The following is a 24,712-nucleotide window of genomic DNA, read 5'->3' on the forward strand; positions in this document are numbered from 1 at the left end:
CGCCCGCCGCGCGCGCCCGCCCCGCGCCCCCCCCGCCCCCCCGGGGCGGGGCCCCCCCGGGGGGCCCCCCCGCGCCGGGGCGCCCCCCCCCCCCCCGGCGGCCCCCCCACGTCAGTCGTCCGGGTCCTCGTCGTCGTAGACCTCGCTCACGTCGAACCGGCAGATCAGCAACTGCGGGTCCGCGTGCTCGAAGGGCTCCGGCAGCCACTCCCCCGGTTCGGTCGGCTCGGCCGCCGCCACCCAGAGCGTCGAGTCCGCCTCCTCCAGGCCGAACTCCTCACTGCGGGCGGCGATCTCGTCCGGCTCGTACTCGCCGAACAGCACGCCGATCGCGGAGTTCACGCCGCCGGCACCCCCCGGGGTCAACGACTCGTCGAGCCGCTCGGCCTGCGCGCGCAGCCGCTTGGGGTCGACCACGTGGTAGTCGCGGCGGATCAGCACGCTGATCGCCTCGGGCTGCTCCGGGCCGTGGTAGCCGCCCGGTCCCTCGTCGCCGGGGATCTCGAAGGGGGTGACCTCGTCGTAGACCTCGTACAGGAGTTGGTCGTAGGCGATGGCCGCCGTCGCGAGCTGCTCGTAGGCAGCGGTGACGGCGGGATCATCAGCTGCGTTGGGGCTTGACACCGCTTCCAGATGACGGTCGATGGCGGCCTTGACCGCCTCAGCGGCGGCGCGTACCTCGGCAATGGTGGGCTGCGCGGCATCAGACATGGTGCAGACGCTATCTCCCCGCGGCGCCGGTACGCACAGCGGTTGTCACCTACACCCGCGATTTCACCGCAACTTCCCCCCTGATGTCCGATTCCGTGCGTTCTGTCCCCCGCCGGGACCGGCGCGGGGCGGGCGCAGAGGGCGCGCAGGCGGTCCGGCGGGGCCGTCCGGGTACCGCTTCGCGCGCCGGTATCGGGGTATCCCCTCCACAGCAGCAACAGAACTGATGCGCTGTCAGACGGGCCTCCGGACCGGGCGCCGTCGAACCGCCGCACCGGGGCGGGAGGACGGCCGGAAATACCCCGGCCGACTGTCCGGGGCAGGCCGTAGGCTTGCGTGCAGGTGATCCTCAGGAGGAGCGTTTTGACCCCACCGAAGCCGGTCCGGCAGCCGGAGTACGAGTACCAGTCGCTGCGCATGCCGCGCGGTACCACCCGCAACGCGGCGCGCCAACTGCTCACCGAGCACGCCGAGTACGGGCACTGGGAGCTCGACCGACTGCGACTGTTCCCCGACGGCAGCCGGACGGTCCGACTCAAGCGACGGATCATCCGGCAGATCCGGAGCTGGTGACGGGCGGGGCACCTCACCCCGAGTCGCCGCACACCGAACCAGCGCGCACCGAACCAGTGCGCGCCGAGACTTCACGCACCCGCGGCCGCCCGTTCGAACCGGGCGGCCGCGGGTGCGTCCGTTCATCTGTTCAGCTGTTCACCCTGCCCGTCGACAGCAACCGCGAGCGGGTCCGGTGGACTCAGCGGGCGCCGGCGCGGGCCCGGCGGTAGAGCACGCCGCCGCCGATCAGCAGCGCGAGCCCGGCGGCGCCGAGCATCTCCACGTCACCGGCGCCGGTGTGGGCGAGCTCGCTGTTCGCGGCGACGCTCTGGGCGGCCGGGGCGCTGGTGCGGGCGGCGGCCGGGACGGCCTGGGTGCCGCCGTTGCTCGACGGCTGGGCGACCGGGGTGCTCGGGGTGACACCGGTCGACGGGCCGCCGTTGCGCGGGCCGCCCGTGCCGGTGTCGCCACCGGTCGACGGCGGCGGGGTGTGGCCCTCGGGGCAGTCGTCGGTCGGCTTCGGGGCCGGGTTCGGGGCGGGGTGGGCCACGTTGCCGCACTCGTTGCCGAAGGCCGGGTTGCCGACGCCCACCACGTTCACGGAGTTGCCGCAGGCGTTGACCGGGACGTGCACCGGGGCCTGGACGCTGTTGCCGGAGATCACCCCGGCCGAGTTCGCCGCGGCACCGCTCGCGGAGGCACCGGAGGCGGAGGAGCCCCGGGAGGCACCCGCACCGGAACCGGCGACGCCCCCGGGGTGGCCGCCCTGGCCGCCCTGGCCGGGCCGCGGGGCGGCGTGGCGGCCGCCGCCGGAGGCATTGGCACAGTGGTTGCCGTACGTCGGGTTCAGGGCGCCGATCACGTCGACCGTGTTGCCACAGGCGTTGATCGGTACCTCGACCGGCACCTGCACCGAGTTCCCGGAGGCGACACCCGGTGATCCTGTGGCACCCCCCTGCGCTTCGGCGCCCGCGTAGGCGTAGCCGGCGGTCGAGGCCAGCACGCTGCCGGTGGCCACGGCAGTGAGGATCCCCTTCTTGGCGACATTCCTCATGATTTCCCCTGACGTTTCGAGACGGCGTGGCGACCTTGGCATGAACTCGTATGAAAGTCGGAATTTCCGTATATCCGGAAATCGCGCAAGGCCTTTGACTGCACAGGAGTCAACGAGAGGCCAACGGGGAGGTTGAGCCGAACGAAGCAGCTTCACCCGATCGAGCGATCTGGGCGTTCGAACCTTGTCGAGTCCGGTTCGCCAAGGCCCCTGGTATGCAGAAGCCCCGGCACGCAAAGGCCCCCGGCGCGGCGCGTCCGCCGCCCGGGGGCCGTACCGAGCCCGGCTCAACGGGCCTCAGCGGCCCGGAGGTCGGCTCAGAAGTTGGCGCAGTGGTTGCCGAACGCCGGGTTCAGCACGCCGATCACGCTGACGGTGTTGCCGCACAGGTTCACCGGCACGTGGACCGGGACCTGAACCTGGTTGCCCGAGACGACACCCGGGGAACCCGCGGCCACACCCTCGGCACCGGCACCGCCGTGAGCGGACGCGACACCGGCGGCGGCGAGCACCAGGCCACCGGTGGCGGCGGCGACAGCGGCGATCTTCTTGATCTTCATCATTCCTCCTGTACGGACAACGCAACCCGTTCGGCGGGCTGCAAAGGAATGAACGACGCTGCGGCAAACGGGGTACGGAACAGATTTCCCATTCACCCGCAACGGTGATCCTTCGCACAGACGACCGGCGCGGAACGGCAAGCAGAATCGTTTCTGTTGATCACTTTCCACCCGTCCCACAATCATGCGCTCCGACAATGCGGTCGGCCCGCCCCGGCAGTCCGGGAGCGGGCCGACCCAGTCGCCTGATCAGCAGACGTCGATCGATCGGTCGATCGATCAGCAGGCGTCGATGAAGCGGTCCAGCACCCGGACGCCGAACTTCAACCCGTCCACCGGCACCCGCTCGTCCACGCCGTGGAACATCCCGGCGAAGTCCAGCTCCGGCGGCAGCTGCAACGGCGCGAAGCCGAAGCAGCGGATGCCGAGGTCCTGGAAGGACTTGGCGTCCGTCCCGCCCGACAGGCAGTACGGCACCGCCCGGGCGATCGGGTCCTCCGCCCGCAGCGCGGTCTGCATGGCCTCGACCAGCGCGCCGTCGAAGTCGGTCTCGATCGCCCGGTCCGAGTGCAGGCTCTCCCGCTTCACGCGCGGGCCCAGCACGCTGTCCAGCTCGGCGAGGAACTCCTCCTCGTAGCCGGGCAGGAAGCGCCCGTCCACATGGGCGGTGGCCTGACCGGGGATCACGTTCACCTTGTAGCCGGCGCCGAGCATGGTCGGCTGGGCGGTGTTGCGGAACGTGGTGCCGATCATCTTGGCGATGCCGCCGAGCACGCGGACCACCTCGTCCATGTCCTCCGGGTCCAGCCGGTACCCGAGGACGTCCGACAGCTCGTCCAGGAAGGCCCGCACGCTCGGGGTGATCCGCAGCGGGAACTTGTGGCGGCCGAGCCGGGCGACGGCCTCGCACAGCTCGGTGATCGCGTTGTCGTCGTTCGACATCGAGCCGTGCCCGGCCCGGCCCTCGACCGTCAGGCGCATCCAGTGCATGCCCTTCTCGGCCGTCTCCACCAGGTAGAACCGGGCCTGGTCGTTGACGGTGAAGGAGAAGCCGCCGACCTCGCCGATGCCCTCGGTCACACCCTCGAACAGCTCCGGGTGCTTGTCCACCAGGAAGCGGGCGCCGTACGTGCCGCCCGCCTCCTCGTCCGCGAGGAAGGCGAGCACCAGGTCGCGCGGGGGCTTGCGGCCGGTGCGCAGCCGGTCACGGACGACGGCGAGGGTCATCGCGTCCATGTCCTTCATGTCGACCGCGCCGCGTCCCCAGACGCAGCCGTCGGCGATCTCGCCGCCGAAGGGGTCGTACGTCCAGTCCGCGGCATTGGCCGGCACCACGTCGGTGTGGCCGTGGATCAGCAGGCCGGGACGGGACCGGTCCTCGCCCTCGATCCGGACCACCGTCGAGGCCCGCCCCTTGGCCGACTCGAAGATCTGCGGCTCGATCCCGAACTCCGCGAGCTGCTCGGCCACGTACTCGGCCGCCTTGCGCTCGCCCGGGCCGGAGCCGTCACCGTAGTTGCTGGTGTCGATCCGGATCAGATCGCGACAGATCTCGGCGACCTCCGACTCAGCCGTCACCTTCGGCGCCGCCGACTCGCTCCGCTCGCTCACGGTCACTCCTCGTCTTTGGCCCGCACCGACGCACCAGCGCGCCACCCCCAGGACCTGCACCCGGGCCGTACGAGCACGTCCGCCCATCCTCCCCCAGCCCTCGATCGCGATCCACCCCCCGCACGCCCCCGAAACCCGCTGGTCACACCCCCGCCACAGACCACCCCCCGCCCCCGCCGCCAGCCCCGCCACCAGCACGTCCGCCCGCTCCGGAGCCGTTTTGGGAGCTCAAGCCGATCTTTGCTACAGTTACATCTGTCAGCGCGACGGACGAGAGATCGGAAGCCGCGAGGGCGACACCTAGTCCGGGTGGCGGAATGGCAGACGCGCTAGCTTGAGGTGCTAGTGCCCTTTATCGGGCGTGGGGGTTCAAGTCCCCCCTCGGACACCGACGAGAGAACCCCAGTTGATCTGGGGTTCTCTTTGTTTTCCGGGACTTTGCCGGCGGCCGGGGCGCGGGCGGGCGGGCAGCGGCGCGCACAGCGGTGGGACCGACGGACGATCGGTCAGGAGGGTGCGCGGGAAGGCGGATCGGGGCCGGCGGCCCGTCGGGTTCCGCCGTGACCCGACCGCCGTGACCCGACCGCCGTGGCCCGACCGCCGTGGCCCGATCGTCGTAGCCCGACCGTCGTCGTCAGATCCGGCGGGAGTCGCCGATGGCGCTCTCGATGCCCTGGACCATCCGCCAGAGCGGCGCGTGGCGGCTGGCGACCAGCACGACCACGTCGTCGCCCGGGCCCTCGCCCTCCTGGGCCGCGTCGGCGGGGCGGTCGCTCCAGGTGGAGGTGACGAAGGCCATCGCCGCGTCCACCTCGGCCACCCAGTCGCTCTCGCCGCCCGAGCGCAGCCAGGTGCGCAGGGCGTGGTTGTGCGCGGCGACCACGGCGGCGGCGATCACGTCGGCGCGCAGCGGGCCGTCCGGGCGGGCGGCGAAGCGGCCGCGCAGGTAGGCGGCGAGGGTGTGCTCGTAGCGCCAGACCACCGACAGCTCGTACGCGCGCAGGCCGGGGACCTTGCGGGTGAGGCGGTAGCGCTGGACGGAGAAGGAGGGCTGCTCCGCGTACATCCGCAGGACCAGGCGGGCCGCCTCGCAGGCGTGCCGGACCGGGTCCTCCTCACCGCTGCCGGACTCCAGGAACTCCGTCATCTCGGCGAGGCTGCGCTCGTGGTCGGGGAAGACCACGTCCTCCTTGGCCGGGAAGTAGCGGAAGAAGGAGCGCCGGCCGACACCGGCGAGCGAGACGATGTCGTCGACCGTCGTCTGCTCGAAGCCGCGCTCCAGGAAGAGTTCGAAGGCCGCGGCCACCAGCGCCTCGCGCATGGCCGGCTTCGAGGGCCCGTCGTTCATGGGCAGGTCCTGCTCTTCCTTCTCGCTCATTCTCCGGAACTTAGCATCGGCGCGACGGGGCGGCCCCGACGGCCGGTCGGCTGGACCGGCCGGCCGTCGGGGCCCGTCGGGCCGTCGTTACGGCAGGTTGCGGGCCATCACGATCCGCTGGACCTGGTTGGTGCCCTCGTAGATCTGGGTGATCTTCGCGTCCCGCATCATCCGCTCCACCGGGTAGTCCCGCGTGTACCCGTAACCACCCAGCAACTGCACCGCGTCCGTGGTCACCTCCATCGCCACGTCCGACGCGAAACACTTCGCCGCCGCACCGAAGAACGTCAGATCCGCATCCCCACGCTGCGACTTCGCCGCCGCCACGTACGTCATCTGCCGCGCGGCCTCCAGCTTCATCGCCATGTCCGCCAGCATGAACTGCACACCCTGGAACTCCGCGATCGCCTTCCCGAACTGCTTACGCTCCTGGACATAGCCCTTCGCATAGTCCAACGCCCCCTGCGCGATACCCACCGCCTGCGCCGCGATCGTCACCCGGGTGTGGTCCAGCGTCCTCATCGCCGTCGCGAAACCCGTACCCTCCGCACCGATCATCCGGTCCGCCGGGATCCGCACGTTGTCGAAGTACACCTCACGCGTCGGCGACCCCTTGATCCCCAACTTCTTCTCCGGAGCCCCGAACGACACCCCCGCATCGCCCTTCTCCACCACGAACGCCGAGATCCCCTTCGACCGCATCGAAGGATCCGTCACGGCCATCACCGTGTAGAACTCCGACACCCCCGCGTTGGTGATCCAGCGCTTCACCCCGTTCAGCACCCAGAAGTCACCGTCACGCACCGCCCGCGTCTTCATCCCCGCCGCGTCACTGCCCGCCTCCGGCTCCGACAGGCAGTACGAGAACATCCCCTCGCCCCGCGCCAACGCCCCCAGGTACTTCGCCTTCAACTCCTCCGAACCCGACAACTGCACCGGCAACGAACCCAGCTTGTTCACCGCCGGGATCAACGACGACGAGCCGCACACCCGCGCGACCTCCTCGATCACGATCACCGTCGCCAACGCGTCCGCCCCCGCACCACCGAACTCCTCCGGCACGTGCACCGCATGCAGATCGCTGCCCGTCAGCGCGTCCAACGCCTCCTGCGGGAACCGGCCCTGCTCGTCCACCTCCGCCGCGAACGGAGCGATCTTCGCCTCGGCCAGCGAACGCACCGCCTCACGGAGCATCCCGTGCTCCTCGGAGATACGGAAGAGATCGAAGTCCTGGCTCATGATCGCCACTCCTGTTTCACGACGGTACTCAGTACCCTTCATTATGCACGTGCGTGGCAAAAAGGGAACTCAGTGCCTTCCCAGGGCGGCACTGAGTTCCCTATCCTTTTCCTGCCGAACTACCGCCGAACTACTGACGTACTTCAGCCGACAGAGCCGGTCCGAGCGCAGGGAGATGACAGCGTGGTCCACTCAGCCATCGATGCCGACACCCGGAGCACGACGCTGTACTTCCAGCGCTGTACCTGGTGCAACAACCCGACCTTCCAACGCCTGCTCTGCCCCACCTGCGGCTCCACCGAGCTGCGGCTGGAGCCCAGCGAGGGCACCGGCGTGGTCCGGCGCTGCGCGGTCGAACAGGCCCGGACGCCGCTGGTCCGGCAGAAGTCGCTGATCCGGATGGAGGAGGGGTTCGACGTCTGGTGCATCGTGGACGGGATGCGCAGCACCGTCCCGGTCGGCACCCGGGTGCGGCTGTACTCCTCCCCCGACTCCGAGCAGCCCGAGCTGCGGCTGCTGCCGATGGAGGAGCCGCCGCCGGTGCACGACCTCGAACCGCGGCCGCTGCCGCCCACCAAGGGCGGCTTCACCCAGCACCTCGCGGCCTTCGCCGAATAGCCGACGGCCCCGGACGGGAGCGGGCGGACGGGCGGACGGGCGGACGGGCGGACCAGGAAACGGACCAGGAAACGGACCAGGAAACGGACCGGGAAACGGCGGAGGGCGTGGCACTCGGTACCGGGGTACCGAGTGCCACGCCCTCCGGCGGTTCGCGGGGATCAGCCCTTGCGGGCCTTCACCTCGGCGGTGAGCTGCGGCAGCACCTCGAAGAGGTCGCCGACCACGCCGTAGTCGGCGAGCTCGAAGATCGGGGCCTCGGGGTCCTTGTTGACGGCCACGATGGTCTTCGAGGTCTGCATGCCGGCCCGGTGCTGGATGGCGCCCGAGATGCCGTTGGCCACGTACAGCTGGGGCGAGACCTGCTTGCCGGTCTGGCCGACCTGGGAGCTGTGCGGGTACCAGCCGGCGTCGACGGCGGCACGCGAGGCACCGACGGCCGCGTCCAGCGCGTCCGCGAGCTCCTCGACCACGCCGAAGCCCTCGGCGGCACCGACGCCACGGCCGCCGGAGACCACGATGGCGGCCTCGGTCAGCTCGGGACGGCCGGTGGAGACGCGCGGGGTGCGCGAGGTGACCTTGGCGGCGTTGCCGGTGAACTCCACCGACACGTTCTCCACCGCACCGGCGGCCGCGACGGCCTCCGGGGCCACGGCGTTCGGCTTGACGGTGATGACCGGCACGCCGTTGCTCACGCGGGAGTCGACGGTGAACGAGGCGGCGAACACCGACTGGGTGGCGATCGGGCCCTGCTCGCCGGCGCGGACGTCCACGGCGTCGGTGATGATGCCCGAGCCGAGGCGCAGCGCGACGCGGGCGGCGACCTCCTTGCCCTCGCCGGAGGACGTCACCAGGACGGCGGCCACGTCGTTGGCCTTGGCGATCTGGGCCAGGGCGTCCACCTTGGGGACGACCAGCTGGTCGGCGAACTCGGCGCCGTCGGCGACGTACACCTTGGCGGCACCGAACTCGGCGGCCTTGGCGGCGATGTCGGCGGCCGCGGCACCCGCGCCCAGCACGACGGCGGACGGCTCACCGATACGGCGGGCCAGGGTCAGCAGCTCCAGGGCGGGCTTGCGGACCGCGCCGTCGGCGTGGTCGACCAGGACGAGAATCTCAGCCATTGCTCTATGTCTCCGTGTTCAGCGGGATCGGCCGGATCACTGGACCAGCCGGATCGGGGTCGGGGCGGGGCGGACTAGATGAACTTCTGGTCGGCCAGGAACGCGGCGAGCTGCTTGCCGCCCTCGCCCTCGTCCTTGACGACCGTGCCCGCGGTGCGCGCCGGACGCGCCGCCACCGAGTCGACCGCCGTCCACGAACCCGCCAGACCGACCTCGTCCGCCTCGATCCCCAGGTCGTCCAGGTCCAGCGACTGCACCGGCTTCTTCTTCGCCGCCATGATCCCCTTGAACGACGGGTACCGGGCCTCACCCGACTGGTCCGTCACCGAGACCACCGCCGGCAGCGCCGCCTCGACCAGCTCCGTCGCCGCGTCACCGTCCCGACGGCCCTTCACCACGCCGCCCTCGACCGACACCTCGGACAGCAGCGTCACCTGCGGCACACCCAGCCGCTCCGCGAGCAGCGCCGGCAGCACACCCATCGTGCCGTCCGTCGACGCCATCCCACCGATCACCAGGTCGAACCCGGTCTTCTCCAGCGCCTTCGCCAGCACCGCCGACGTCCCGATCACATCCGAACCGTGGATGTCGTCGTCGTTCACGTGCACGGCCTTGTCCGCACCCATCGACAACGCCTTGCGCAGCGCGTCCTTCGCATCGTCCGGACCCACCGTGAGCACCGTCACCTCGGCACCCTCGTTCGCCTCCGCGATCCGCAGCGCCTGCTCCACGCCGTACTCGTCCAGCTCCGACAGGAGGCCGTCCACACCCTCCCGGTCCGTGGTGTGGTCGTCCGCGAAACGACGGTCACCCGTCGCATCCGGCACGTACTTCACACAGACGACGATCCTCAAGCTCATGAGCGGTTTCTCCTGTCACGGGTGCACGGATGCACTGGATCCATGGCCTCAGGTCAGGCCGAGGGTACTGAGTGCCAACCCCGGCCCGGCAACGGCCCGCGTGCCGCAAGCGCCACCTGGACCGGCATGCCGGGTCGGCTGTCTGCGACTGGCATCAGAGGCTCCACCGAGAGAATACGGCACTCAGTACCCCTGGTAAAGGCACTCAGTACCCTACCCGGTGTCCGGGGCCGTGCCGGAGTGCACCAGAATGCCCGAGCGTGCCGCCCGCAGTGCCGAACCGGGGCCCGGGGCGGCGGATCGGCACCGGAGGAGGCGGCGGAGATGACGTCGGTGGACGTGCTGGTGGTCGTGCACACCACGGTCTACGGCCAGCGGCTGCGCAGCGTCCACGCCCTCCTCGACGCCGACCCGCGGGTGCGGGTCCGGTTCACGGTGGCGCCGCACACGTTCAACCGGGGTGCGGCCGCCCACGTCCGACGGCTCGGCGCCACCGTGCTGCCCTGGGCGGAGGCCGTCCGCCGGAGTTTCGACCTGGTGCTCGCCGCGGGTTCGCGAGGGCTGGAGCGACTGCACGGCCCGACGGTCCGGCTGACGCACGGCGTCGGACACAACAAGCTGTCGCCGTCCGGCGTCGGGGCCGGGCGCACCGTCGCCGGGCTCGGGCCCGAGTACCTCGTCTGGCAGGGACGGCTGGTGCCCGCCGCGTACGCGCTCGCGCACCGGGACGACCGCACCGAGCTCGGTCGCGGCTGCCCGGAGGCGCTGTCGATCGCCGAGGTCGTGGGCGATGCCGACCACGACCGGATCGCCGCCGCGCTGCCCGACCGGGAGCGGTACCGGACCGCACTCGGACTGGCGCCCGATGAGCGGCTGGTGCTGCTCTGCTCCACCTGGGGCAGCGGCTCGCTGTTCGCGCGGCTCGACACCGTCCTGCCGCGGCTGGCCGCCGAGCTGCCCCGCCACGGCCACCGCGCCGCACTGCTGGTCCATCCCAACGTGGCCGCCGCGCACGGCCCCCGGGCCGTCCGCGCACGGGTGGCCGGCACCGCACCCGGGGCGGTCAGCGTGCCCGGGCCGGAGGAGGACTGGCGCCCCCTGCTGGTCGCCGCCGACTTCGTCATCGGCGACCACGGCTCGGTCACCCTCTACGGCACCATGACCGGCGCCCCGATCCTGCTCGCCGCCTACCCGCAGCACGGCATCAACCCGCGCTCGCCCGGCGCGCGGCTCGCCCGCACCGCGCCGGCACTCAGCCCGTCCCGCTCGCTCACCGCCCAGCTCGACCGCGCCGCCGAGCGGTACCGGCGCGAGGACTACGCCGCTGTCGCGGCCCGGATCAGCTCGGAGCCCGGCCGGTTCGACCTCAGGATGCGTCAGCTGCTCTACCGCGTCCTCGGCCTGGCCGAACCCACTCCTCCGCCCGTACCTCCCGTACTGCCGCTGCCCTCGCCGTTGTGGCCCGCGGCCGACGACGGGGTCGGTGCACCAGCAGCCATCACGGCGGCGACACGCGCGGCATCGGGGGCGCCCAGCGCCCGGTAGAGGTCGAGGGACTCCTGCCAGCGGGCGTCCGCCCCGGCGGGGTCGCCGCAGGCCAGGGCGAGGTTTCCCGTGAGTTCGAGGACCCGGGCCTCCCAGCGCCTCGCCCGGCCTTCCCGGAAGACCCCGAGCGCCTCCGCGAAGCACCGCCCCGCCTCCTCGTGGGCCCCGAGGACCGTGTGCGCCCGGCCGAGGAAGGCCAGCGCACGGGCGGCCTCGTACGCCGTGGGGAGGGTGGCGAGCTCCCGGTGGGCTCCGATGAGGACCGGGACGGCCTCGGCGGCCCGACCCTCCTCCAGCAGGATGCCGCCGAGGGCGAGTCGGGCCAGCGCCGTACCCCGTCGGTAGCCTCGGGCCGCCCGGATCGCGGCCGTCCTGCGCAGGCAGTCCGCCGCCTGGGCGAACCGGCCCTCCGCGTGGTGGGTCTGGCCGAGGCCGTAGAGGGCGTCGGCCTCGGCGAGCGCGTTGCCGGCGCCACGGGCCAGGTGGAGCGCCTCGGTGTACCACGCGGCGGCCTCCGCGCCCCGGCCGACGTTGCGCAGACCGGCGCCGCCGGAGGTGAGCATGCGTAGCTCGCCGTCGCGGTGGCCCGCCGAGCGGGCGGCGATCAGGCCGATCCGGTGGGCCTCGACCCACAGCGGGACGGGACGCAGCTGGAGGAAGAGCGGCCACATGGCGTCGACCAGCTGCCAGGCGGTGGCGGCACGACCGGTGTCGGCGGCCCAGCGGACGGCGTCGGCGAGCCGCCCGGTCTCCGCGTCGAGCCAGTCGACCGCCGCCGCTTCTCCGGCGAACTCCCCGGGCACCGGTCCGGTCACGAAGTCACGGCGCAGGGTTCGATGACTCGGGGTCAGCAGGGCCTCCGCGGCCGTGGCAGTGGCCAGGTACCAGTCGAGGAGGCGGTCGACGGCAGCCCGCCCCTCGGGGTGGTCGCGGATCCCCTCCCCGCACGCCGACGCGTGCAGCTTCACCAGGCCGTGGAAGCGGAAGCCGTCCGCCGCCGCCTCCAGCAGGTGGACGTCGACCAACCGGTCGAGCAGCGGCTCGGCCTCGGCCCGTTCCAGATCGCCGAGCACCCGGACGACGTCCAGGGTGAAGACCGGGAACGGCAGGAGACCCAGCAGCCGGTACAGCCGGACAGTCCCCGGGCCCAGTCCGGCCAGGGAGGCGTCCAGTGGCTGCCGCACGCCCTCTCCGTCGATGTCGAGTGCGACGAGCCGCCGGGACTCGTCGACGACGGGTCCGGCGGCGCCCAGGAGCGACTGCGCGGGCCGGGCCGCGACCCTGGCGGCGGCAAGACAGACGGCCAGCGGAAGCCCTGCGCAGCACCCCACCACCAGTTCCGCGACCGCCTGCTCCCGCGCCACCCGCTCCTCGCCGACCAGCTGGGCGAACAGTCGCACCGAGTCCTCGTCCGACAGCAGGTCGACCGGCCGGAGAACGGCACCGTCCGTGCCGAGCCGGGTGAGTCGACGGCGGCTGGTGACCACGACCACGGCGTGCTCCGCGCCGGGCAGCAGCGAGCGGACCTGGGCGGCGCTGGATGCGTCGTCGAGCAGGACGGCTATCCGGCGTTCGGCGGCGAGCGAGCGCCAGAGCGCGGCGCCCTCGGAGGGGTCGCGTGGCACCGGCGAGACGCCGAGGGCGCGCAGGAAGCCCGCCAGCACCTCGGCAGGATCCGCCGGACCGCCGGGGGCGTGGGCCCGCAGGTCGGCGAAGAGCCGACCGTCCGGGAAGCGCTCGGAATGGCCTCGCAGCCAGTGGACACCGAGGGCGGTCTTCCCCACCCCGGCGGGCCCGGTGAGCACCACGGTCAGGTCGACCGGACCGCCCGCCCTGCCCAACTCTCGGTCCAGGCAGGCGAGGTCGGCGTCCCGTCCGACCAGCCGACGCGGCACGGGGGGAAGCTGCCGAGGTACCGGGGGCGAGGAGCCAGCGGGCGAGGAGTAGACGGTCAGGTCGCGGATCCGGCCCGCCTGGACGACCGCACCGGCGACCTCGCTCCCGGCAAGGGAGTTGCGCACCGTGGAACTCGGCTCACGGGTGGAGTCCGCCGCGCTCACCGGCCGCCGCCGGACCGGCGAGGACGTCGAACTCGCGGCGCCCCGCACGAATCCGGTTCCATCGGCTCCCCCTACCCGTCAGGCACAGCACGAACGAAGGACGGAGACGGCCGGAGAAGGCGCCGGAATCGTCCGGGCATCACTGATACCACGAGACATGACGGATCGTCAGCCTGATCGCCCCGCGCCGTCCGGCACCACGGGCCGGTGCGGTTCGCGCCGGCCCGTGGACGCGGGGCCACGAGGTCAGGCAGCGGTCAACGCGACGGCTGCCTCTCCCGTGTAGACGCTGAAGGTCAACGACTCCTGCAGATAGAGCCGTACCGAGTCACCGTCGTGGGAGAGGTAGCCGACGGAAACGTCCTGGCCCAGGTGGAGTTCGAAGTCGCCGCCGCGGGTGGAGAGCAGGAAGGCGCCCTCGATGGCGGGGGCCCAGATGATGTCCCCGTCGAGGAGGCGGGCGATGTGGCTGGCGACGGGGTAGCCGTGGTCGGAGGTCTCGTTGACGGCGGTGTAGGCGTCGGCGCCGAGGAGGAGGGCGTAGGGGCCGCCGACGCCGGCGAGGCGGAGAGCGGTGAGGGCCTGGCTGACGGCTTCGGGGTATTCGCGGACGTCGGGCGGGAGTTGGACCGGCGGGTTGGTGGAGTCGGCGCGAATGCCCTCGATGTGGGCGGCGGGGTAGCCGGCGAAGACGGTGCGGTCCTCGGCGCGGGCGAGGGTGCGGGCGGCGTCCTTGACGGGTTGCCAGTCGGAGTCGCGGGAGCCGCGTTCGACGTCGTCGACGGCGGAGCGGCTGACGGTGAAGGGGACGCGCAGTTCGACCACCGGACGGCTGGTGCGGGCGTGGGCCTGGACGCCGTCGAGGGGTGGGTCGATGGTGGTGAGGTGGCCGGTGCCGACGGCGGCGAGGGTGGGGCCGTCGGGACCGTCGAGGTCGACCACGCGGCGGCCGGCGACGTGGAGTTTGAAGGTCTGCCGGGCCTCCTCCTCGATCTCCTCCCAGGCGGCGGCGGAGACGGGGGCGAGTTCTCGGTGCAGGTTGCTCATGGTGCGGGTCCTGTTCAGGAGGTCGGCCGTTCAGGAGGTCGGCTGTTCAGGAGGTCGGTCTGAGGCTGCCGATGCCGAGTGAGCCGTCCGGGCGGGCTGCGGGCGCAGCCGGGGCCGGGGTCGGGGTCGGGGTCGGGCCCGAGGCCGGGGCGGCCGGGGGCGGGGTGTCCAGGAGGTCGGCGGTCGGGACGAAGAACAGCGAACCGGTGACGGCGGTGGAGAAGTCGAGCAGCCGGTCGGTGGTGCCGGGCGGGCGGCCGAGGAACATGTTGCGCAGCATCTCCTCGGTGACCCCGGGGTCGCGCGCGTAGCCGATGAAGTAGGTGCCGAACTCGCCGCTGCGGTCGAAGGAACCGAAGGGCATGTTGAACCGGAGGATCTTCCGCTCGGCGCCGTCCGGGCCGGTGATCACGGTGAGGGCGACGTGCGAGTCGGCGGGTTTGACGTCGTCGTCCAGCTCGATGTCGGTGAGTTTGGTGCGGCCGACGGCCCCCTCCTGCTGCTCGACGGCGAGGGCGTTCCACGTGTCGAGGTCGTGCAGGTACTTCTGGACGATGACGTAGCTGCCGCCGGCGAAGCCCGGGTCCTCCTCCCCCACCACGGCGGCGGTCTCGGCCGCACGGCCCTCGGGGTTCTCGGTCCCGTCGACGAAGCCGAGCAGGTCGCGGTCGTCGAAGTACTTGAAGCCCTGGACGGAGTCGACCACGGTGGCCGCCCCGGCGAGCCGGTCGACCAGGCGGGTGGCGAGTTCGAAGCAGAGGTCCATCCGTTCGGCCCGCAGGTGCAGCAGCAGGTCACCGGGGGTGGCCGGGGCGCGGTGGCGGGGGCCGACCACCTCCTGGAAGGGGTGGAGTCCGGCGGGACGGGGGCCGGTGAAGAGCCGGTCCCAGAGGTCGGAGCCGATGCCGGTGACGCAGGTGAGGCCGCCCTCGGGGGCCCGGAAGCCGACGGCCCGGCGCAGTCCGGCGAGGTCGGGCAGCAGGTCGCGGACGGTGGGCTCGCCGCCGGGTTCCACGGTGAGGACCAGGAAGACCGCCGCACTGGTCAGCGGGGAGAGCACGGCTTGGGGTTCGGGCTGCACGGCGGGGGTCCTCCTCGGGAGGCGGCTCGCGGAGCGCTCTCTCACGGGGTGTGAACGGATCGCGACGGATCAGCACCAATCTGATCATGCCGATGAGGACCTCGCACGGCGGGCGGCCGGGCGCGGACCTGCGGAAGGAGCGGACAGGCCGAAGGGGCGGACCTGCGGAGGGGTGGACGTGCGGAAGGGGCGGGGCGCACCGTCGCGCACCCGCCCCTCAGGTCCGGCCCTCAGACCCGCAACGCCGCCAGCTGCTCGGCGAACGGGACCACCTGCTCCGGCACCGCCGCCGCCTCCGCCGCCGGGGCCCGCCCCGCCAGCAGGGCCGCCAGCTCGCCCGCCGCGCGGTCGATCCGGCCCGGCAGGCCGTCGGTGAGCGCGTCGCCCGCCGTGCCCCAGTCGTCGGTGGCCGCGTACACGGCGGTCGGCAGCACCACCGCGCGCAGGTAGCTGAACAGCGGCCGGACGGCGTGCTCCAGGGCGAGCGAGTGCCGTGGCGTGCCGCCGGTGGCGGCGATCAGCACCGGCTTGCCGGTGAGCGCGTCGTGGTCGACCAGGTCGAAGAAGGACTTGAACAGGCCGCTGTAGGAGGCCGTGAAGATCGGCGTCACCGCGATCACCGCGTCCGCCCCCGTCACCGTCCCGATCGCCCCGCGCAGCGCGGCGGCCGGGAAGCCGGTGACGAAGTTGTTGGCGATGTCCACGGCGAGGTCGCGCAACTCGACCACGGTGACCTCGACCTCCCGCCCCTCCAGGGCGAGCCGGCGCACGGTCGACTCGGCGAGCCGGTCGGCCAGCAGCCGCGTCGAGGACGGCTTGCTGAGGCCGGCGCTCACCACGGCCAGCTTGAACGCGGTCACTCGGCCACCTCCACGGTCTCCTTGTCACGGGCCGCGACCAGCGCGGCGTGGGTCGGCCCGTCCGGGACCTCGGCCGGACGGCCCTTGGCGAACTCCTCGCGCAGCACCGGCACGACCTCCTCGCCCAGCAGGTCCAGCTGCTCCAGCACGGTCTTGAGCGGCAGGCCGGCGTGGTCCATCAGGAACAGCTGGCGCTGGTAGTCGCCGAAGGTCTCGCGGAAGGTCAGCGTCTTCTCGATGACCTCCTGCGGGCTGCCGACGGTCAGCGGGGTCTGCTCGGTGAACTCCTCCAGCGAGGGCCCGTGCCCGTACACCGGCGCGTTGTCGAAGTACGGGCGGAACTCGCGGACCGCGTCCTGGGAGTTCTTCCGCATGAACAGCTGGCCGCCGAGGCCGACGACCGCCTGCTCGGGGGTGCCGTGCCCGTAGTGGGCGTAGCGCTCGCGGTAGAGGTCGATCAGCTTCTGGAAGTGCTCCTTGGGCCAGAAGATGTTGTTCGCGAAGAAGCCGTCCCCGTAGTAGGCGGCCTGTTCGGCGATCTCCGGGCTGCGGATCGAGCCGTGCCAGACGAACGGCGGGACGTCGTCCAGCGGGCGCGGGGTGGAGGTGAAGGACTGCAGCGGGGTGCGGAAGCGGCCCTGCCAGTCGACGACCTCCTCGCGCCACAGCTGGTGCAGCAGCGCGTAGTTCTCGACCGCGAGCGGGATGCCCTGGCGGATGTCCTTGCCGAACCACGGGTAGACCGGGCCGGTGTTGCCGCGGCCCATCATGAGGTCCACCCGGCCGTCGGCGAGGTGCTGGAGCATCGCGAAGTCCTCGGCGATCTTCACCGGGTCGTTGGTGGTGATCAGCGTGGTCGAGGTCGAGAGGATGATCCGGTCCGTCTGCGCGGCGATGTAGCCGAGCATGGTCGTCGGCGAGGACGGGACGAACGGCGGGTTGTGGTGCTCGCCGGTCGCGAAGACGTCCAGGCCCACTTCCTCGGCCTTGCGCGCGATGGCCACCATCGCCTTGATCCGCTCGTGCTCGCTCGGGGTGCGTCCGGTGGTCGGGTCGGGGGTGACGTCGCCGACGGTGAAGATTCCGAACTGCATGCTGCTCACCACACTCCAGGAGGTCCAAGTCGTTCAACTTTCAACCACCCTAGCACGCAGGCGCGGATCGTTATTCCCGCGCTTCCCGCCGACAATAGAAGGCGGGCCCCGGCAACCGCCGGAGCCCGCGGAAGGACGGCGAACCGATGGCGCCGTACATCGCGGTGAGCGCACTGAGCCACGAGGGCCTGGTGCGGGAGCACAACGAGGACAGCCTCACGATCGGCCCGTGGACGCTCTGCGCCACCGTGACCACCAACCCGCAGACCCTGCTCTTCCCGCTCGGCCCGCCCTGCGTGGTCGCCGTGACCGACGGCCTCGGCGGCCACCCCGGCGGCGAGGTGGCCAGCGCCCTGGTCGCCCGCCGGCTCGCCGCCGCCGGGGGCGGACTGGACGGCGAGGAGGCCGTCCGGGCGGAGCTCCAGGAGTGCAACCGGGCGGTCTACGCGGCCGCCGCCGGGGAGCCGGAGCTGGCCGCGATGGGGACGACGGTCGCCGGGCTGGTGCTGCTGCCCGACCGGGCCGTGGTCTTCAACGTCGGCGACAGCCGGGTCTACCGGATCAGCAGTGGCGGGCCGGAGCCGTCGCCCCCGGAGCGGTCGAGCCCGGAGCGGGGGACCTCGGCGCGGGAGGCCCCGGAGCGGGTGAGCCTGGAGCGGGTGAGCGTGGACGACAGCCCGCCGCTGCCGCCCGGACAGCGCACCACCCCGCTGGTCACCCAGACCCTGGGCGGCTCGCTCGGACTCACCTTCGTCGAACCGCACGTACGGGTCTCGCCGCTCGCCGCCGGCGACCGCTACCTGGTGTGCAGCGACGGCCTGACCGACCCGGTACCCGAGGAGGAGCTCGCCGGACTGCTCGCCCGCGCGGACGGGCCCTCCGACCGGGCCGACGGCAGGGCCGCCTTCGAGCTGTGGAAGGCGGCCGTCGAGGCGGGCGGTCCGGACAACATCACCCTGGCGCTGGTGCGGATCGGCGAGTAGCCGCGCGCGATGCCCCGGAAGCACCGGAGACCGGGATGCCGGAACGCCGGAAGCCGTGCCGACGGTTCGTCAGCACGGCCTCCGGAAAAGCGAGTTGGGCCACTGCCGGGCGGCTACTTGCGCAGCAGCAGGATCACTCCGGCCGTCACCAGGCCGACCAGCACGGCAGCCGCGCCGTACGCCAGGCGGTGCGCCTTCAACACCGGCAGGAAGCGGTCCACCGCGTAGCGGCCCGGGCCGGTCAGCGCCAGGGCGGCGGCGCCCGCCGTCAGCAGCAGCTCGTACTCGCTGCCCTTCGGGGCGAAGAAGCCGCCGCCCCAGGTGACGGCGATCGCGTTGACCATCGTGCCGACGATCGCAGCGCCCGCCAGCGGGGTCAGCAGGCCGACGGCGAGGCCGAGTCCGCCCAGGACCTCGGTCAGGCCGGCCACCACGGCCATGGCGTTGCCGGCCGGGTAACCGCTCATGGTGAAGAACTGACCGGTGCCGTCGATCCCGCCGCCCCCGAACCAGCCGAACAGCTTCTGGCTGCCGTGCGCGGCCATGGTCAGGCCGAGCACCAGGCGCAGGAGCAGGAGTCCGGCGTCGTAGGCGTGCGGGGAGGTCGTCGCGGACCCGGAGCCGCCCCGTGCGGAGCGGGCGGCGGGGCTGGTGGGACTGGTGGCGGCGGTCGTGCTCGGGCTGCTGCTCGGCATGCGCGTCTCCATCGATCGGGGTCGGTCGTAGGGGGTGTGTGTGGTGATGCGGCCGGGCGGGGTGGGACACGCCGCGCCTTTTGTTCAAATTTGAACCGGCCACTCCTCGACCGTACCGTGGAGTTCGAATTTGAACAACTGACGGTGCATGGACGACTCGCGCACCCCACCGGGGCCGGGGCAGGGTGGAGACATGGCTCACCGCAGGCAACGCCCGCCGGCCGACCGGCCCGGCACGCCCTACCCCGAGGCGCTCGCCGCCTTCGACGAACGGGTCCGGCTGATCGCCCCCGGCCACTGGGACTCCCCCACCCCGTGCGCCGACTGGACGGTGCGGGACCTGGTCAACCACCTCACCGGCGAGCAGCTCTGGGTCCCCGACCTGCTGATGGGCGCCACCATCGCCGAGGTCGGCGGCCGCTACGACGGCGACGTGCTCGGCGACGACCCGGTCGCCGCCTGGAACTCCGCCGCCGAAGCCGCCCGGCAGGCCTGGGAGGTGCCCGGCGCCACCGAACTCACCGTCCACCTCTCCTTCGCGGACGTCTCCGGGCAGTACTACCTGGACCAGCTCACCACCGACCTGGTCGTCCACGCCTGGGACCTCGCCGAGGGCATCGGCACCCGTACCCGGCTCCCGGCCGGCCTGGTGGACTTCGCGCTCGGCGAGATCGGCGGCTACGGCGACCTCTCCGGCAGCGGACTCTTCGACCCGCCGCTGCCGGTCCCCTCGGACGCCGCCCCGCAGACCCGGCTGCTGGCCCTCACCGGGCGGCGGGACGGCGGCTGAGCAGGGATCTCCCCGCGGAACCCGCACCCAGCAGCGGCCCGGACCGGGGTTTCGCGCGGCGGCGCCGGATACTGGACAGTACGGGGGGCGAGTCCTGATCCCGGACGAGAGGCGGGCACGCCATGAGCCGCAGGCCGGACATCCTCGGCGAGTTCACCGCCGACCACAAGGCGGCCACCGACCTGCTCGACCGCGCCGAGGCGGCGCCGGCCGGCTCGGCCGAGCGCGGCGAGCTGGTCAGCAGGCTGACCGACCTGCTGTTCAGCCACTGCGCCGCTGAGGAGGAGCACCTCTTCCCACTCGTCCAGCACGACGTGCCCGAGGGCGGAGCCCTGGTGTTCAGCAGCATCCACGACCACCTCGCGATCGGGCAGTACCTCGCCGACCTGCAAGGACTCGGCCCGGACGACCCGGCGTTCGACACCCTCCTGCACGGCCTCGGCGACACCCTCCGGCGGCACCTCACCGGCGAGGAGAAGACGGTCTTCCCGGCCGCCCGCAAGGCCCTGCCCGCAGCGACCCGCGCGGAGCTCGGCGAACGGCTCCGGGCCCAGCGGGCGGACACCGAGCCGACGGGCAGCGATCCTGCGGGCACCGAAGCGAGAGGCACCGAACCAGCGGGCACCGAGGCGACGGGCACCGAACAGGCGGGCACCGAACCGGCGGGCAGCGGCCCCGCGGGCTGAGGCCGGTCAGCTCTTCGGGCTGATCACCGCGAAGCGGGCGCCGTCACGGTCCCGCAGCCGGGCCACCCGGCCGTACGGGGAGTCGAAGACCGGTCCGATCCCCGCCCCGCCCAGCTCAACCGCCCGCGCCACCGCCCGGTCGGTGTCCGGGACGGCGAAGGAGACCTCCCAGTGCGGCGGTGGGCCCGCCGGTCCGCCCGCCTGCTCCTTGGCCAGCGCCGCGACGCTGTGCCCCTCCGCGCGCAGCACCACCCGGTCGTGCTCCCAGCGGACCTCGAAGCGCTCCGGGTCCCGGCCGTCCCAGCGGAACACCTCGCCGTAGAACAGCGCCGCCGCGAAGGGGTCCGGGGTGCGCAGCTCGATCCAGACCGGCGCTCCCGGCACGTCCAGCCGCCGGGCCCGGCCCGGCGGGCCCTCCCAGATGCCGAACACCGCCCCGGCCGGGTCCGCCGCGAAGGCCACCCGCCCGGCGTCGAAGGCCAGCGGGCCGACCGCCAGGGTCGCGCCGCGCTCGCGCACGGCGTCGGCGGCGGCGTCGGCGCTCTCCGTCCCGAAGTAACTGGTCCAGGCGAGCGGCACCGCCCCCAGGCCCGCCACCCCCAACCCGGCCACCGCCTCCCCGCCGGTCACCGCGTGCACGTACGGGCCGAAGCGCTCCGGGCCGGGCTCGAACTCCCAACCCAGCAGCGGACCGTAGAACCCCGTGGCGCTCTCCAGGTCCCGGGCCATCAGGCTCACCCAGCACGGAACGGCCGCCACGCAGCGCACCTTGGCGGTCGTCTCCTCGCTGCCCATCGCGGACCTCCTCGCCCACCCGGCCGCCGGGCCCCTCCCGACTCCCGCGGCCCACCGGCCGCCCGGGACGCCCACAGCCTAGGGCGGGCGGAGCAGCCCGCCCGGGAAGGCACGGCCGGGCTCAGCGCACCCAGTTCTTGAGCGGCTCGGTGTCGAGGACGATGCCGACCGGGTCGGGGAGGCGGACGCTCTTGCCGAAGGCGAAGGTCCGGACGGTTTCGTAGCGAACGCCGCCCGGCCGGCTGTGGACGACGGCTTCGGCGGAGTCGCGATCGATCAGCAGGTAGACGGGGATGCCGGCCTCGGCGTAGGCACACGGCTTCTCGACGCGGGCCCGGTGGTCGGCGTCCGCATCGTCGTCAGCGACCTCGAAGACCATCAGCACCTCCTCGGCCTCCGCCCACGCACCGAGGCCGGCGAAGGCCTCCGAGGGCGCCAGGACGCCGTCAGGGTGCGCCCGCCCGTCCCGGAGCGCCTGCACCTTCAGGCCGTGGCTGTGCAGGAACTGTTCCGGCCGCACGTGCAGGCACCTGCGCACCAGCCACTCGACCACCCGTCCGTGGTTGCCGTCGGGTCGGGGCTGGACCACCAGCCGCCCGCCGAGGAACTCCAGCCGGATTCCTTCGACCGCCCGGGGGCGAGACGCGCGAGCTCCTCGAACTCCTCGGGCACCATCTGCGGGCGTCCAGGGATCACGCTCACGGGTCCTCCTCCGCCGCCTGGTTGTCCGATCGGACAACGAGGAGATCGGCGGGCGGGAACCGTAAACGTGACGCAGGTCACAGCACGGGAGGAAATTGCGGGGACAGATTCCCCGTTTGCGAGTACGTTGGAGAAAGCGGGGAGAACTTCCCCGGTATTCTGGAGGAGCACGTCGCCATGACCACCGTCGCCGCAGAGCCGGCCCATTCCACGGGGAGTGTGCGCACGCCGAAGTTGCGTGCGGACGCGAGCCGGAACCGGGAGCGGATCGTACTGGCGGCCCGGGACGCGTTCGTCGAGCACGGTGCCGAGGTGCCGCTGGACGAGATCGCGAAGCGGGCGGGGGTCGGCAATGCCACGCTGTACCGGAACTTCCCGGACCGCGCGGCGCTGATCCAGGAAGTGGCGCTGCTCGTCAAGAACCGCATCCTGGCCCTCGCCGAGACGGCGACGGCCGAGGCGGACGCGGGAGTGGGCGGCGGTCCGTTCGACGCTCTGCAGCGGTTCGTGCACGCGACCGTGGCGGAGAAGGTCGGCGGGCTCTGCGCCGTCTTCACCAGCACCGTCGATCCGGACGACCCGGAGTTGACCGAGACGCGGGAGCGCCTGCGGTCCGCCGTGAGCGGACTGATGGAGCGCGCCCGGGCCACCGGCGAGCTCCGGCCGGACGTCGACCACGGGGACCTGTTCGTCGCGATGAGCCAGCTGACCCGGCCGCTGCCGGGCACCTCCTGCCAGCTGCTCGACGACTTCGTCCACCGCCACCTGCAGCTGTTCCTGGACGGCCTGCGCGCGCCGGCCCGCTCGGCGCTGCCCGGCCGGGCCGCGACCTTCGAGGACTTCCGCCCTCGGCACTGACCGACCACCTGGACCCAACCACTGATCCGATCCTGATCCGAGCCGATCCGACCCCCCTCGCACCCCACCTTCCGCGCGACTGACCGGAGTCGCCTCCGGGCGCGTCCGCGCGCCCTCGCACCCGTACGGCAACCTGCCGTTCCCGTACGGCAGTTGACCGTTCTCGCACACCACGCACCGTGAAATGGGTACCCCCATGTCTCAGACCGACGCCGCTCCGGCGACGATCCCCGATCCCAGGCGCTGGAAGGCGCTGATCTTCATCGGCCTGGCCCAGCTGATGGTCGTCCTCGACGCCACCATCGTGAACATCGCCCTGCCGTCCGCCCAGACCGACCTGGGCATATCCGACGGCAACCGCCAGTGGGTGATCACCGCCTACGCGCTGGCCTTCGGCGGCCTGCTGCTGTTCGGCGGCCGGATCGCGGACCTCTGGGGCCGCAAGCGGACCTTCATCGTCGGTCTGACCGGCTTCGCCCTCGCCTCCGCGCTCGGCGGCATGGCGGTCAACACCGCGATGCTGCTCGGCGCCCGCGCCCTCCAGGGCGTGTTCGGCGCGCTGCTCGCCCCGGCCGCGCTGTCGCTGCTCGCCGTGACCTTCACCGAGGCCAAGGAGCGCGCCAAGGCCTTCGGCATCTACGGGGCGATCGCCGGTGGCGGTGGCGCCATCGGTCTGATCCTCGGCGGCGCGCTGACCGAGTACCTGAACTGGCGCTGGACCTTCTACGTCAACATCCCGTTCGCCATCGCGGCCATCGCCGGCGCCGTCCTGGTGATCAGCGAGCCCGTCGGGGGCCGCAACCGCAACAAGCTGGACATCCCCGGCGTGGTGCTGGTGACCACCGGCCTGGTCTCGCTGGTGTACGGCTTCACCCGCGCCGAGTCCAGCGGCTGGACCGCCGGCAGCACCCTGGCGCTGTTCGCCGCGGCCGTCGTGCTGCTGACCGCCTTCGTGATCGTGGAGCGCGCGGTCGCCGCCCCGCTGCTGCCGCTGCGCGTGGTGCTCAACCGCAACCGGGGTGGGGTCTACCTGTCGCTGGGCATGGCCGTGATCGGCATGTTCGGTCTGTTCCTCTTCCTGACCTACTACCTCCAGGTCGTGCGCGGCTACAGCCCGGTGCTGACCGGCGTCGCCTTCCTGCCGATGGTGGCGGGCATGATCACGGGCTCGACCCAGATCGGCGCCCGGCTGATGACCCGCGTCCCGGCGCGCTACCTGATGGCGCCCGGCTTCCTGACCGCCTCGGTCGGCATGTTCCTGCTGACCCACATCGGCCTGGACACCTCGTACCCGGCGCTGATCCTGCCCGGCCTGGTCCTGATGGGCCTCGGCATGGGCACCGCCTTCATGCCGGCCATGAGCCTCGCGACCTACGGCGTCCAGCCGCGTGACGCGGGCGTGGCCTCGGCCATGGTCAACACCTCGCAGCAGGTCGGCGGCGCCATCGGCACCGCGCTGCTGAACACCATCGCGGCCAGCGCCACCACCAGCTGGCTGACCTCGCACGCCACCTCGCTGGCCACCGCGGCCAGCCCGGAGGCCGCCAAGCTCGTGCAGTTCCAGGGCATGGTGCACGGCTTCTCGACCGCGATCTGGGTGTCCTTCGGGATCCTGGTGGCGGCCGCCGCCGTCGCCTTCACCTTCATCAACGCCGGTCGCCCCGACACCACGGGTGCCGGCTCGGGTGCGGCGAAGAGCGACGAGGTGCCGGTGCTGGTGCACTGACCCTCGCGGGACCCCACGGGGTGACTCGGGTGCGCATGCGGCCCGTCCGGTGTCTTCCACGACACCGGACGGGCCGTTCG

Annotated in this window: 23 protein-coding genes, 1 tRNA gene and 1 pseudogene; 9 read left to right on the forward strand and 16 right to left on the reverse strand. The window is 72.5% G+C overall.

What is annotated here, in order from left to right:
* Nucleotides 1-111: 111 nt before the first annotated feature.
* Nucleotides 112-711: a hypothetical protein gene (locus tag ACFY2K_RS23840; protein WP_375897262.1), complete on the reverse strand. Its 600-nt coding sequence runs from the start codon at nt 709-711 to the stop codon at nt 112-114.
* A 363-nt stretch (nt 712-1,074) separates the two neighbouring features.
* Here ACFY2K_RS23840 and ACFY2K_RS23845 point away from each other — a divergent pair, with 363 nt between their 5' ends.
* Complete coding sequence (locus tag ACFY2K_RS23845) at nt 1,075-1,284, forward strand: DUF5703 family protein (RefSeq protein WP_350517275.1); 210 nt, start codon at nt 1,075-1,077, stop codon at nt 1,282-1,284.
* Between the two features lie 181 nt (nt 1,285-1,465).
* Here ACFY2K_RS23845 and ACFY2K_RS23850 read toward each other — a convergent pair whose 3' ends face one another.
* The 3 genes from ACFY2K_RS23850 to ACFY2K_RS23860 all read right to left on the reverse strand — a co-directional run bounded on the left by ACFY2K_RS23850 (nt 1,466) and on the right by ACFY2K_RS23860 (nt 4,491).
* The gene (locus ACFY2K_RS23850; protein WP_380595294.1) at nt 1,466-2,320 is read right to left on the reverse strand and encodes a chaplin; all 855 of its coding nucleotides are present in this window, start codon (nt 2,318-2,320) and stop codon (nt 1,466-1,468) included.
* Nucleotides 2,321-2,637: 317 nt separating this feature from the next.
* Nucleotides 2,638-2,880 (reverse strand): chaplin, encoded by a 243-nt coding sequence (locus ACFY2K_RS23855; RefSeq protein WP_375897268.1) that lies wholly within the window; start codon nt 2,878-2,880, stop codon nt 2,638-2,640.
* A 279-nt stretch (nt 2,881-3,159) separates the two neighbouring features.
* Entirely contained in the window at nt 3,160-4,491 is a 1,332-nt protein-coding gene (locus ACFY2K_RS23860) for a M20/M25/M40 family metallo-hydrolase (protein ID WP_360246117.1), read from the reverse strand.
* Between the two features lie 303 nt (nt 4,492-4,794).
* On the opposite strand from ACFY2K_RS23860, the gene ACFY2K_RS23865 reads away from it, so the two are divergent.
* A tRNA-Leu gene (locus tag ACFY2K_RS23865) sits at nt 4,795-4,879 on the forward strand.
* 246 nt (nt 4,880-5,125) lie between these two features.
* Here the strand turns inward: ACFY2K_RS23865 and ACFY2K_RS23870 are convergent.
* Nucleotides 5,126-5,869 carry a TetR family transcriptional regulator gene (locus tag ACFY2K_RS23870; RefSeq protein WP_375897271.1) on the reverse strand — a complete coding sequence of 248 codons (744 nt, stop codon included), beginning with the start codon at nt 5,867-5,869 and terminating at the stop codon, nt 5,126-5,128.
* Between the two features lie 87 nt (nt 5,870-5,956).
* Entirely contained in the window at nt 5,957-7,108 is a 1,152-nt protein-coding gene (locus tag ACFY2K_RS23875) for an acyl-CoA dehydrogenase family protein (RefSeq protein ID WP_387713832.1), read from the reverse strand.
* Between the two features lie 183 nt (nt 7,109-7,291).
* On the opposite strand from ACFY2K_RS23875, the gene ACFY2K_RS23880 reads away from it, so the two are divergent.
* Nucleotides 7,292-7,726 (forward strand): hypothetical protein, encoded by a 435-nt coding sequence (locus ACFY2K_RS23880; protein ID WP_375891314.1) that lies wholly within the window; start codon nt 7,292-7,294, stop codon nt 7,724-7,726.
* A gap of 161 nt (nt 7,727-7,887) precedes the next feature.
* On the opposite strand, the gene ACFY2K_RS23885 is transcribed toward ACFY2K_RS23880, so the two are convergent.
* Nucleotides 7,888-8,850 carry an electron transfer flavoprotein subunit alpha/FixB family protein gene (locus ACFY2K_RS23885; RefSeq protein WP_380408228.1) on the reverse strand — a complete coding sequence of 321 codons (963 nt, stop codon included), beginning with the start codon at nt 8,848-8,850 and terminating at the stop codon, nt 7,888-7,890.
* A gap of 74 nt (nt 8,851-8,924) precedes the next feature.
* On the reverse strand, nt 8,925-9,710 hold the full coding sequence (locus ACFY2K_RS23890; protein WP_387713836.1) for an electron transfer flavoprotein subunit beta/FixA family protein: 786 nt from the start codon (nt 9,708-9,710) through the stop codon (nt 8,925-8,927).
* A gap of 324 nt (nt 9,711-10,034) precedes the next feature.
* Between ACFY2K_RS23890 and ACFY2K_RS23895 the strand changes: the two genes are divergently transcribed.
* The gene (locus ACFY2K_RS23895) at nt 10,035-11,255 is read left to right on the forward strand and encodes a hypothetical protein (protein ID WP_387713839.1); all 1,221 of its coding nucleotides are present in this window, start codon (nt 10,035-10,037) and stop codon (nt 11,253-11,255) included.
* Between the two features lie 1,295 nt (nt 11,256-12,550).
* On the opposite strand, the pseudogene ACFY2K_RS23900 reads toward ACFY2K_RS23895, so the two are convergent.
* The 5 genes and pseudogenes from ACFY2K_RS23900 to ACFY2K_RS23920 form a co-directional block, all read right to left on the reverse strand.
* Nucleotides 12,551-13,363 (reverse strand): annotated as a pseudogene (locus ACFY2K_RS23900) (NB-ARC domain-containing protein); the annotation flags it as partial.
* A gap of 198 nt (nt 13,364-13,561) precedes the next feature.
* Nucleotides 13,562-14,362, reverse strand: a complete 801-nt coding sequence (locus ACFY2K_RS23905) for a family 1 encapsulin nanocompartment shell protein (protein ID WP_387713841.1) — start codon at nt 14,360-14,362, stop codon at nt 13,562-13,564.
* 46 nt (nt 14,363-14,408) lie between these two features.
* A complete protein-coding gene (locus ACFY2K_RS23910) occupies nt 14,409-15,443 on the reverse strand; it encodes a Dyp-type peroxidase (RefSeq protein WP_380641084.1) in 1,035 nt (344 codons plus the stop codon).
* A gap of 230 nt (nt 15,444-15,673) precedes the next feature.
* Complete coding sequence (locus ACFY2K_RS23915) at nt 15,674-16,303, reverse strand: FMN reductase (RefSeq protein WP_380523463.1); 630 nt, start codon at nt 16,301-16,303, stop codon at nt 15,674-15,676.
* Nucleotides 16,300-17,397 carry an LLM class flavin-dependent oxidoreductase gene (locus ACFY2K_RS23920; RefSeq protein ID WP_380407403.1) on the reverse strand — a complete coding sequence of 366 codons (1,098 nt, stop codon included), beginning with the start codon at nt 17,395-17,397 and terminating at the stop codon, nt 16,300-16,302. The genes ACFY2K_RS23915 and ACFY2K_RS23920 overlap by 4 nt, the downstream gene beginning before the upstream one ends.
* Before the next feature lie 146 nt (nt 17,398-17,543).
* Here ACFY2K_RS23920 and ACFY2K_RS23925 point away from each other — a divergent pair, with 146 nt between their 5' ends.
* Complete coding sequence (locus ACFY2K_RS23925) at nt 17,544-18,380, forward strand: PP2C family protein-serine/threonine phosphatase (RefSeq protein WP_387713845.1); 837 nt, start codon at nt 17,544-17,546, stop codon at nt 18,378-18,380.
* A gap of 113 nt (nt 18,381-18,493) precedes the next feature.
* On the opposite strand, the gene ACFY2K_RS23930 is transcribed toward ACFY2K_RS23925, so the two are convergent.
* Nucleotides 18,494-19,075: a DoxX family protein gene (locus ACFY2K_RS23930; RefSeq protein WP_375891290.1), complete on the reverse strand. Its 582-nt coding sequence runs from the start codon at nt 19,073-19,075 to the stop codon at nt 18,494-18,496.
* Between the two features lie 193 nt (nt 19,076-19,268).
* Between ACFY2K_RS23930 and ACFY2K_RS23935 the strand changes: the two genes are divergently transcribed.
* Both ACFY2K_RS23935 and ACFY2K_RS23940 read left to right on the forward strand, forming a co-directional pair.
* Entirely contained in the window at nt 19,269-19,865 is a 597-nt protein-coding gene (locus tag ACFY2K_RS23935; RefSeq protein ID WP_387713848.1) for a TIGR03086 family metal-binding protein, read from the forward strand.
* Nucleotides 19,866-19,987: 122 nt separating this feature from the next.
* The gene (locus ACFY2K_RS23940) at nt 19,988-20,551 is read left to right on the forward strand and encodes a hemerythrin domain-containing protein (protein WP_380523472.1); all 564 of its coding nucleotides are present in this window, start codon (nt 19,988-19,990) and stop codon (nt 20,549-20,551) included.
* A gap of 6 nt (nt 20,552-20,557) precedes the next feature.
* On the opposite strand, the gene ACFY2K_RS23945 is transcribed toward ACFY2K_RS23940, so the two are convergent.
* Together ACFY2K_RS23945 and ACFY2K_RS23950 are read right to left on the reverse strand one after the other, a co-directional pair.
* The gene (locus tag ACFY2K_RS23945) at nt 20,558-21,346 is read right to left on the reverse strand and encodes a VOC family protein (protein ID WP_375891285.1); all 789 of its coding nucleotides are present in this window, start codon (nt 21,344-21,346) and stop codon (nt 20,558-20,560) included.
* 121 nt (nt 21,347-21,467) lie between these two features.
* The gene (locus tag ACFY2K_RS23950) at nt 21,468-21,935 is read right to left on the reverse strand and encodes a Uma2 family endonuclease (RefSeq protein WP_387713851.1); all 468 of its coding nucleotides are present in this window, start codon (nt 21,933-21,935) and stop codon (nt 21,468-21,470) included.
* Nucleotides 21,936-22,225: 290 nt separating this feature from the next.
* Here ACFY2K_RS23950 and ACFY2K_RS23955 point away from each other — a divergent pair, with 290 nt between their 5' ends.
* A complete protein-coding gene (locus ACFY2K_RS23955) occupies nt 22,226-22,906 on the forward strand; it encodes a TetR/AcrR family transcriptional regulator (RefSeq protein WP_380588560.1) in 681 nt (226 codons plus the stop codon).
* Between the two features lie 184 nt (nt 22,907-23,090).
* Nucleotides 23,091-24,632 (forward strand): MFS transporter, encoded by a 1,542-nt coding sequence (locus tag ACFY2K_RS23960; protein WP_375891279.1) that lies wholly within the window; start codon nt 23,091-23,093, stop codon nt 24,630-24,632.
* Nucleotides 24,633-24,712: the final 80 nt, after the last annotated feature.

Source organism: Kitasatospora sp. NPDC001309 (genome assembly GCF_042896295.1).
GTDB lineage: Bacteria > Actinomycetota > Actinomycetes > Streptomycetales > Streptomycetaceae > Kitasatospora.

Coding starts and splice junctions, on each gene's coding strand:
- ACFY2K_RS23840 (WP_375897262.1), bottom strand. CDS start 711: ATGTCTGATGCCGCGCAGCCCACCATTGCCGAGGTACGCGCCGCCGCT.
- ACFY2K_RS23850 (WP_380595294.1), bottom strand. CDS start 2,320: ATGAGGAATGTCGCCAAGAAGGGGATCCTCACTGCCGTGGCCACCGGC.
- ACFY2K_RS23855 (WP_375897268.1), bottom strand. CDS start 2,880: ATGAAGATCAAGAAGATCGCCGCTGTCGCCGCCGCCACCGGTGGCCTG.
- ACFY2K_RS23870 (WP_375897271.1), bottom strand. CDS start 5,869: ATGAGCGAGAAGGAAGAGCAGGACCTGCCCATGAACGACGGGCCCTCG.
- ACFY2K_RS23875 (WP_387713832.1), bottom strand. CDS start 7,108: ATGAGCCAGGACTTCGATCTCTTCCGTATCTCCGAGGAGCACGGGATG.
- ACFY2K_RS23885 (WP_380408228.1), bottom strand. CDS start 8,850: ATGGCTGAGATTCTCGTCCTGGTCGACCACGCCGACGGCGCGGTCCGC.
- ACFY2K_RS23890 (WP_387713836.1), bottom strand. CDS start 9,710: ATGAGCTTGAGGATCGTCGTCTGTGTGAAGTACGTGCCGGATGCGACG.
- ACFY2K_RS23895 (WP_387713839.1), top strand. CDS start 10,035: ATGACGTCGGTGGACGTGCTGGTGGTCGTGCACACCACGGTCTACGGC.
- ACFY2K_RS23905 (WP_387713841.1), bottom strand. CDS start 14,362: ATGAGCAACCTGCACCGAGAACTCGCCCCCGTCTCCGCCGCCGCCTGG.
- ACFY2K_RS23920 (WP_380407403.1), bottom strand. CDS start 17,397: ATGCAGTTCGGAATCTTCACCGTCGGCGACGTCACCCCCGACCCGACC.
- ACFY2K_RS23925 (WP_387713845.1), top strand. CDS start 17,544: ATGGCGCCGTACATCGCGGTGAGCGCACTGAGCCACGAGGGCCTGGTG.
- ACFY2K_RS23930 (WP_375891290.1), bottom strand. CDS start 19,075: ATGCCGAGCAGCAGCCCGAGCACGACCGCCGCCACCAGTCCCACCAGC.
- ACFY2K_RS23935 (WP_387713848.1), top strand. CDS start 19,269: ATGGCTCACCGCAGGCAACGCCCGCCGGCCGACCGGCCCGGCACGCCC.
- ACFY2K_RS23940 (WP_380523472.1), top strand. CDS start 19,988: ATGAGCCGCAGGCCGGACATCCTCGGCGAGTTCACCGCCGACCACAAG.
- ACFY2K_RS23945 (WP_375891285.1), bottom strand. CDS start 21,346: ATGGGCAGCGAGGAGACGACCGCCAAGGTGCGCTGCGTGGCGGCCGTT.
- ACFY2K_RS23955 (WP_380588560.1), top strand. CDS start 22,226: ATGACCACCGTCGCCGCAGAGCCGGCCCATTCCACGGGGAGTGTGCGC.
- ACFY2K_RS23960 (WP_375891279.1), top strand. CDS start 23,091: ATGGGTACCCCCATGTCTCAGACCGACGCCGCTCCGGCGACGATCCCC.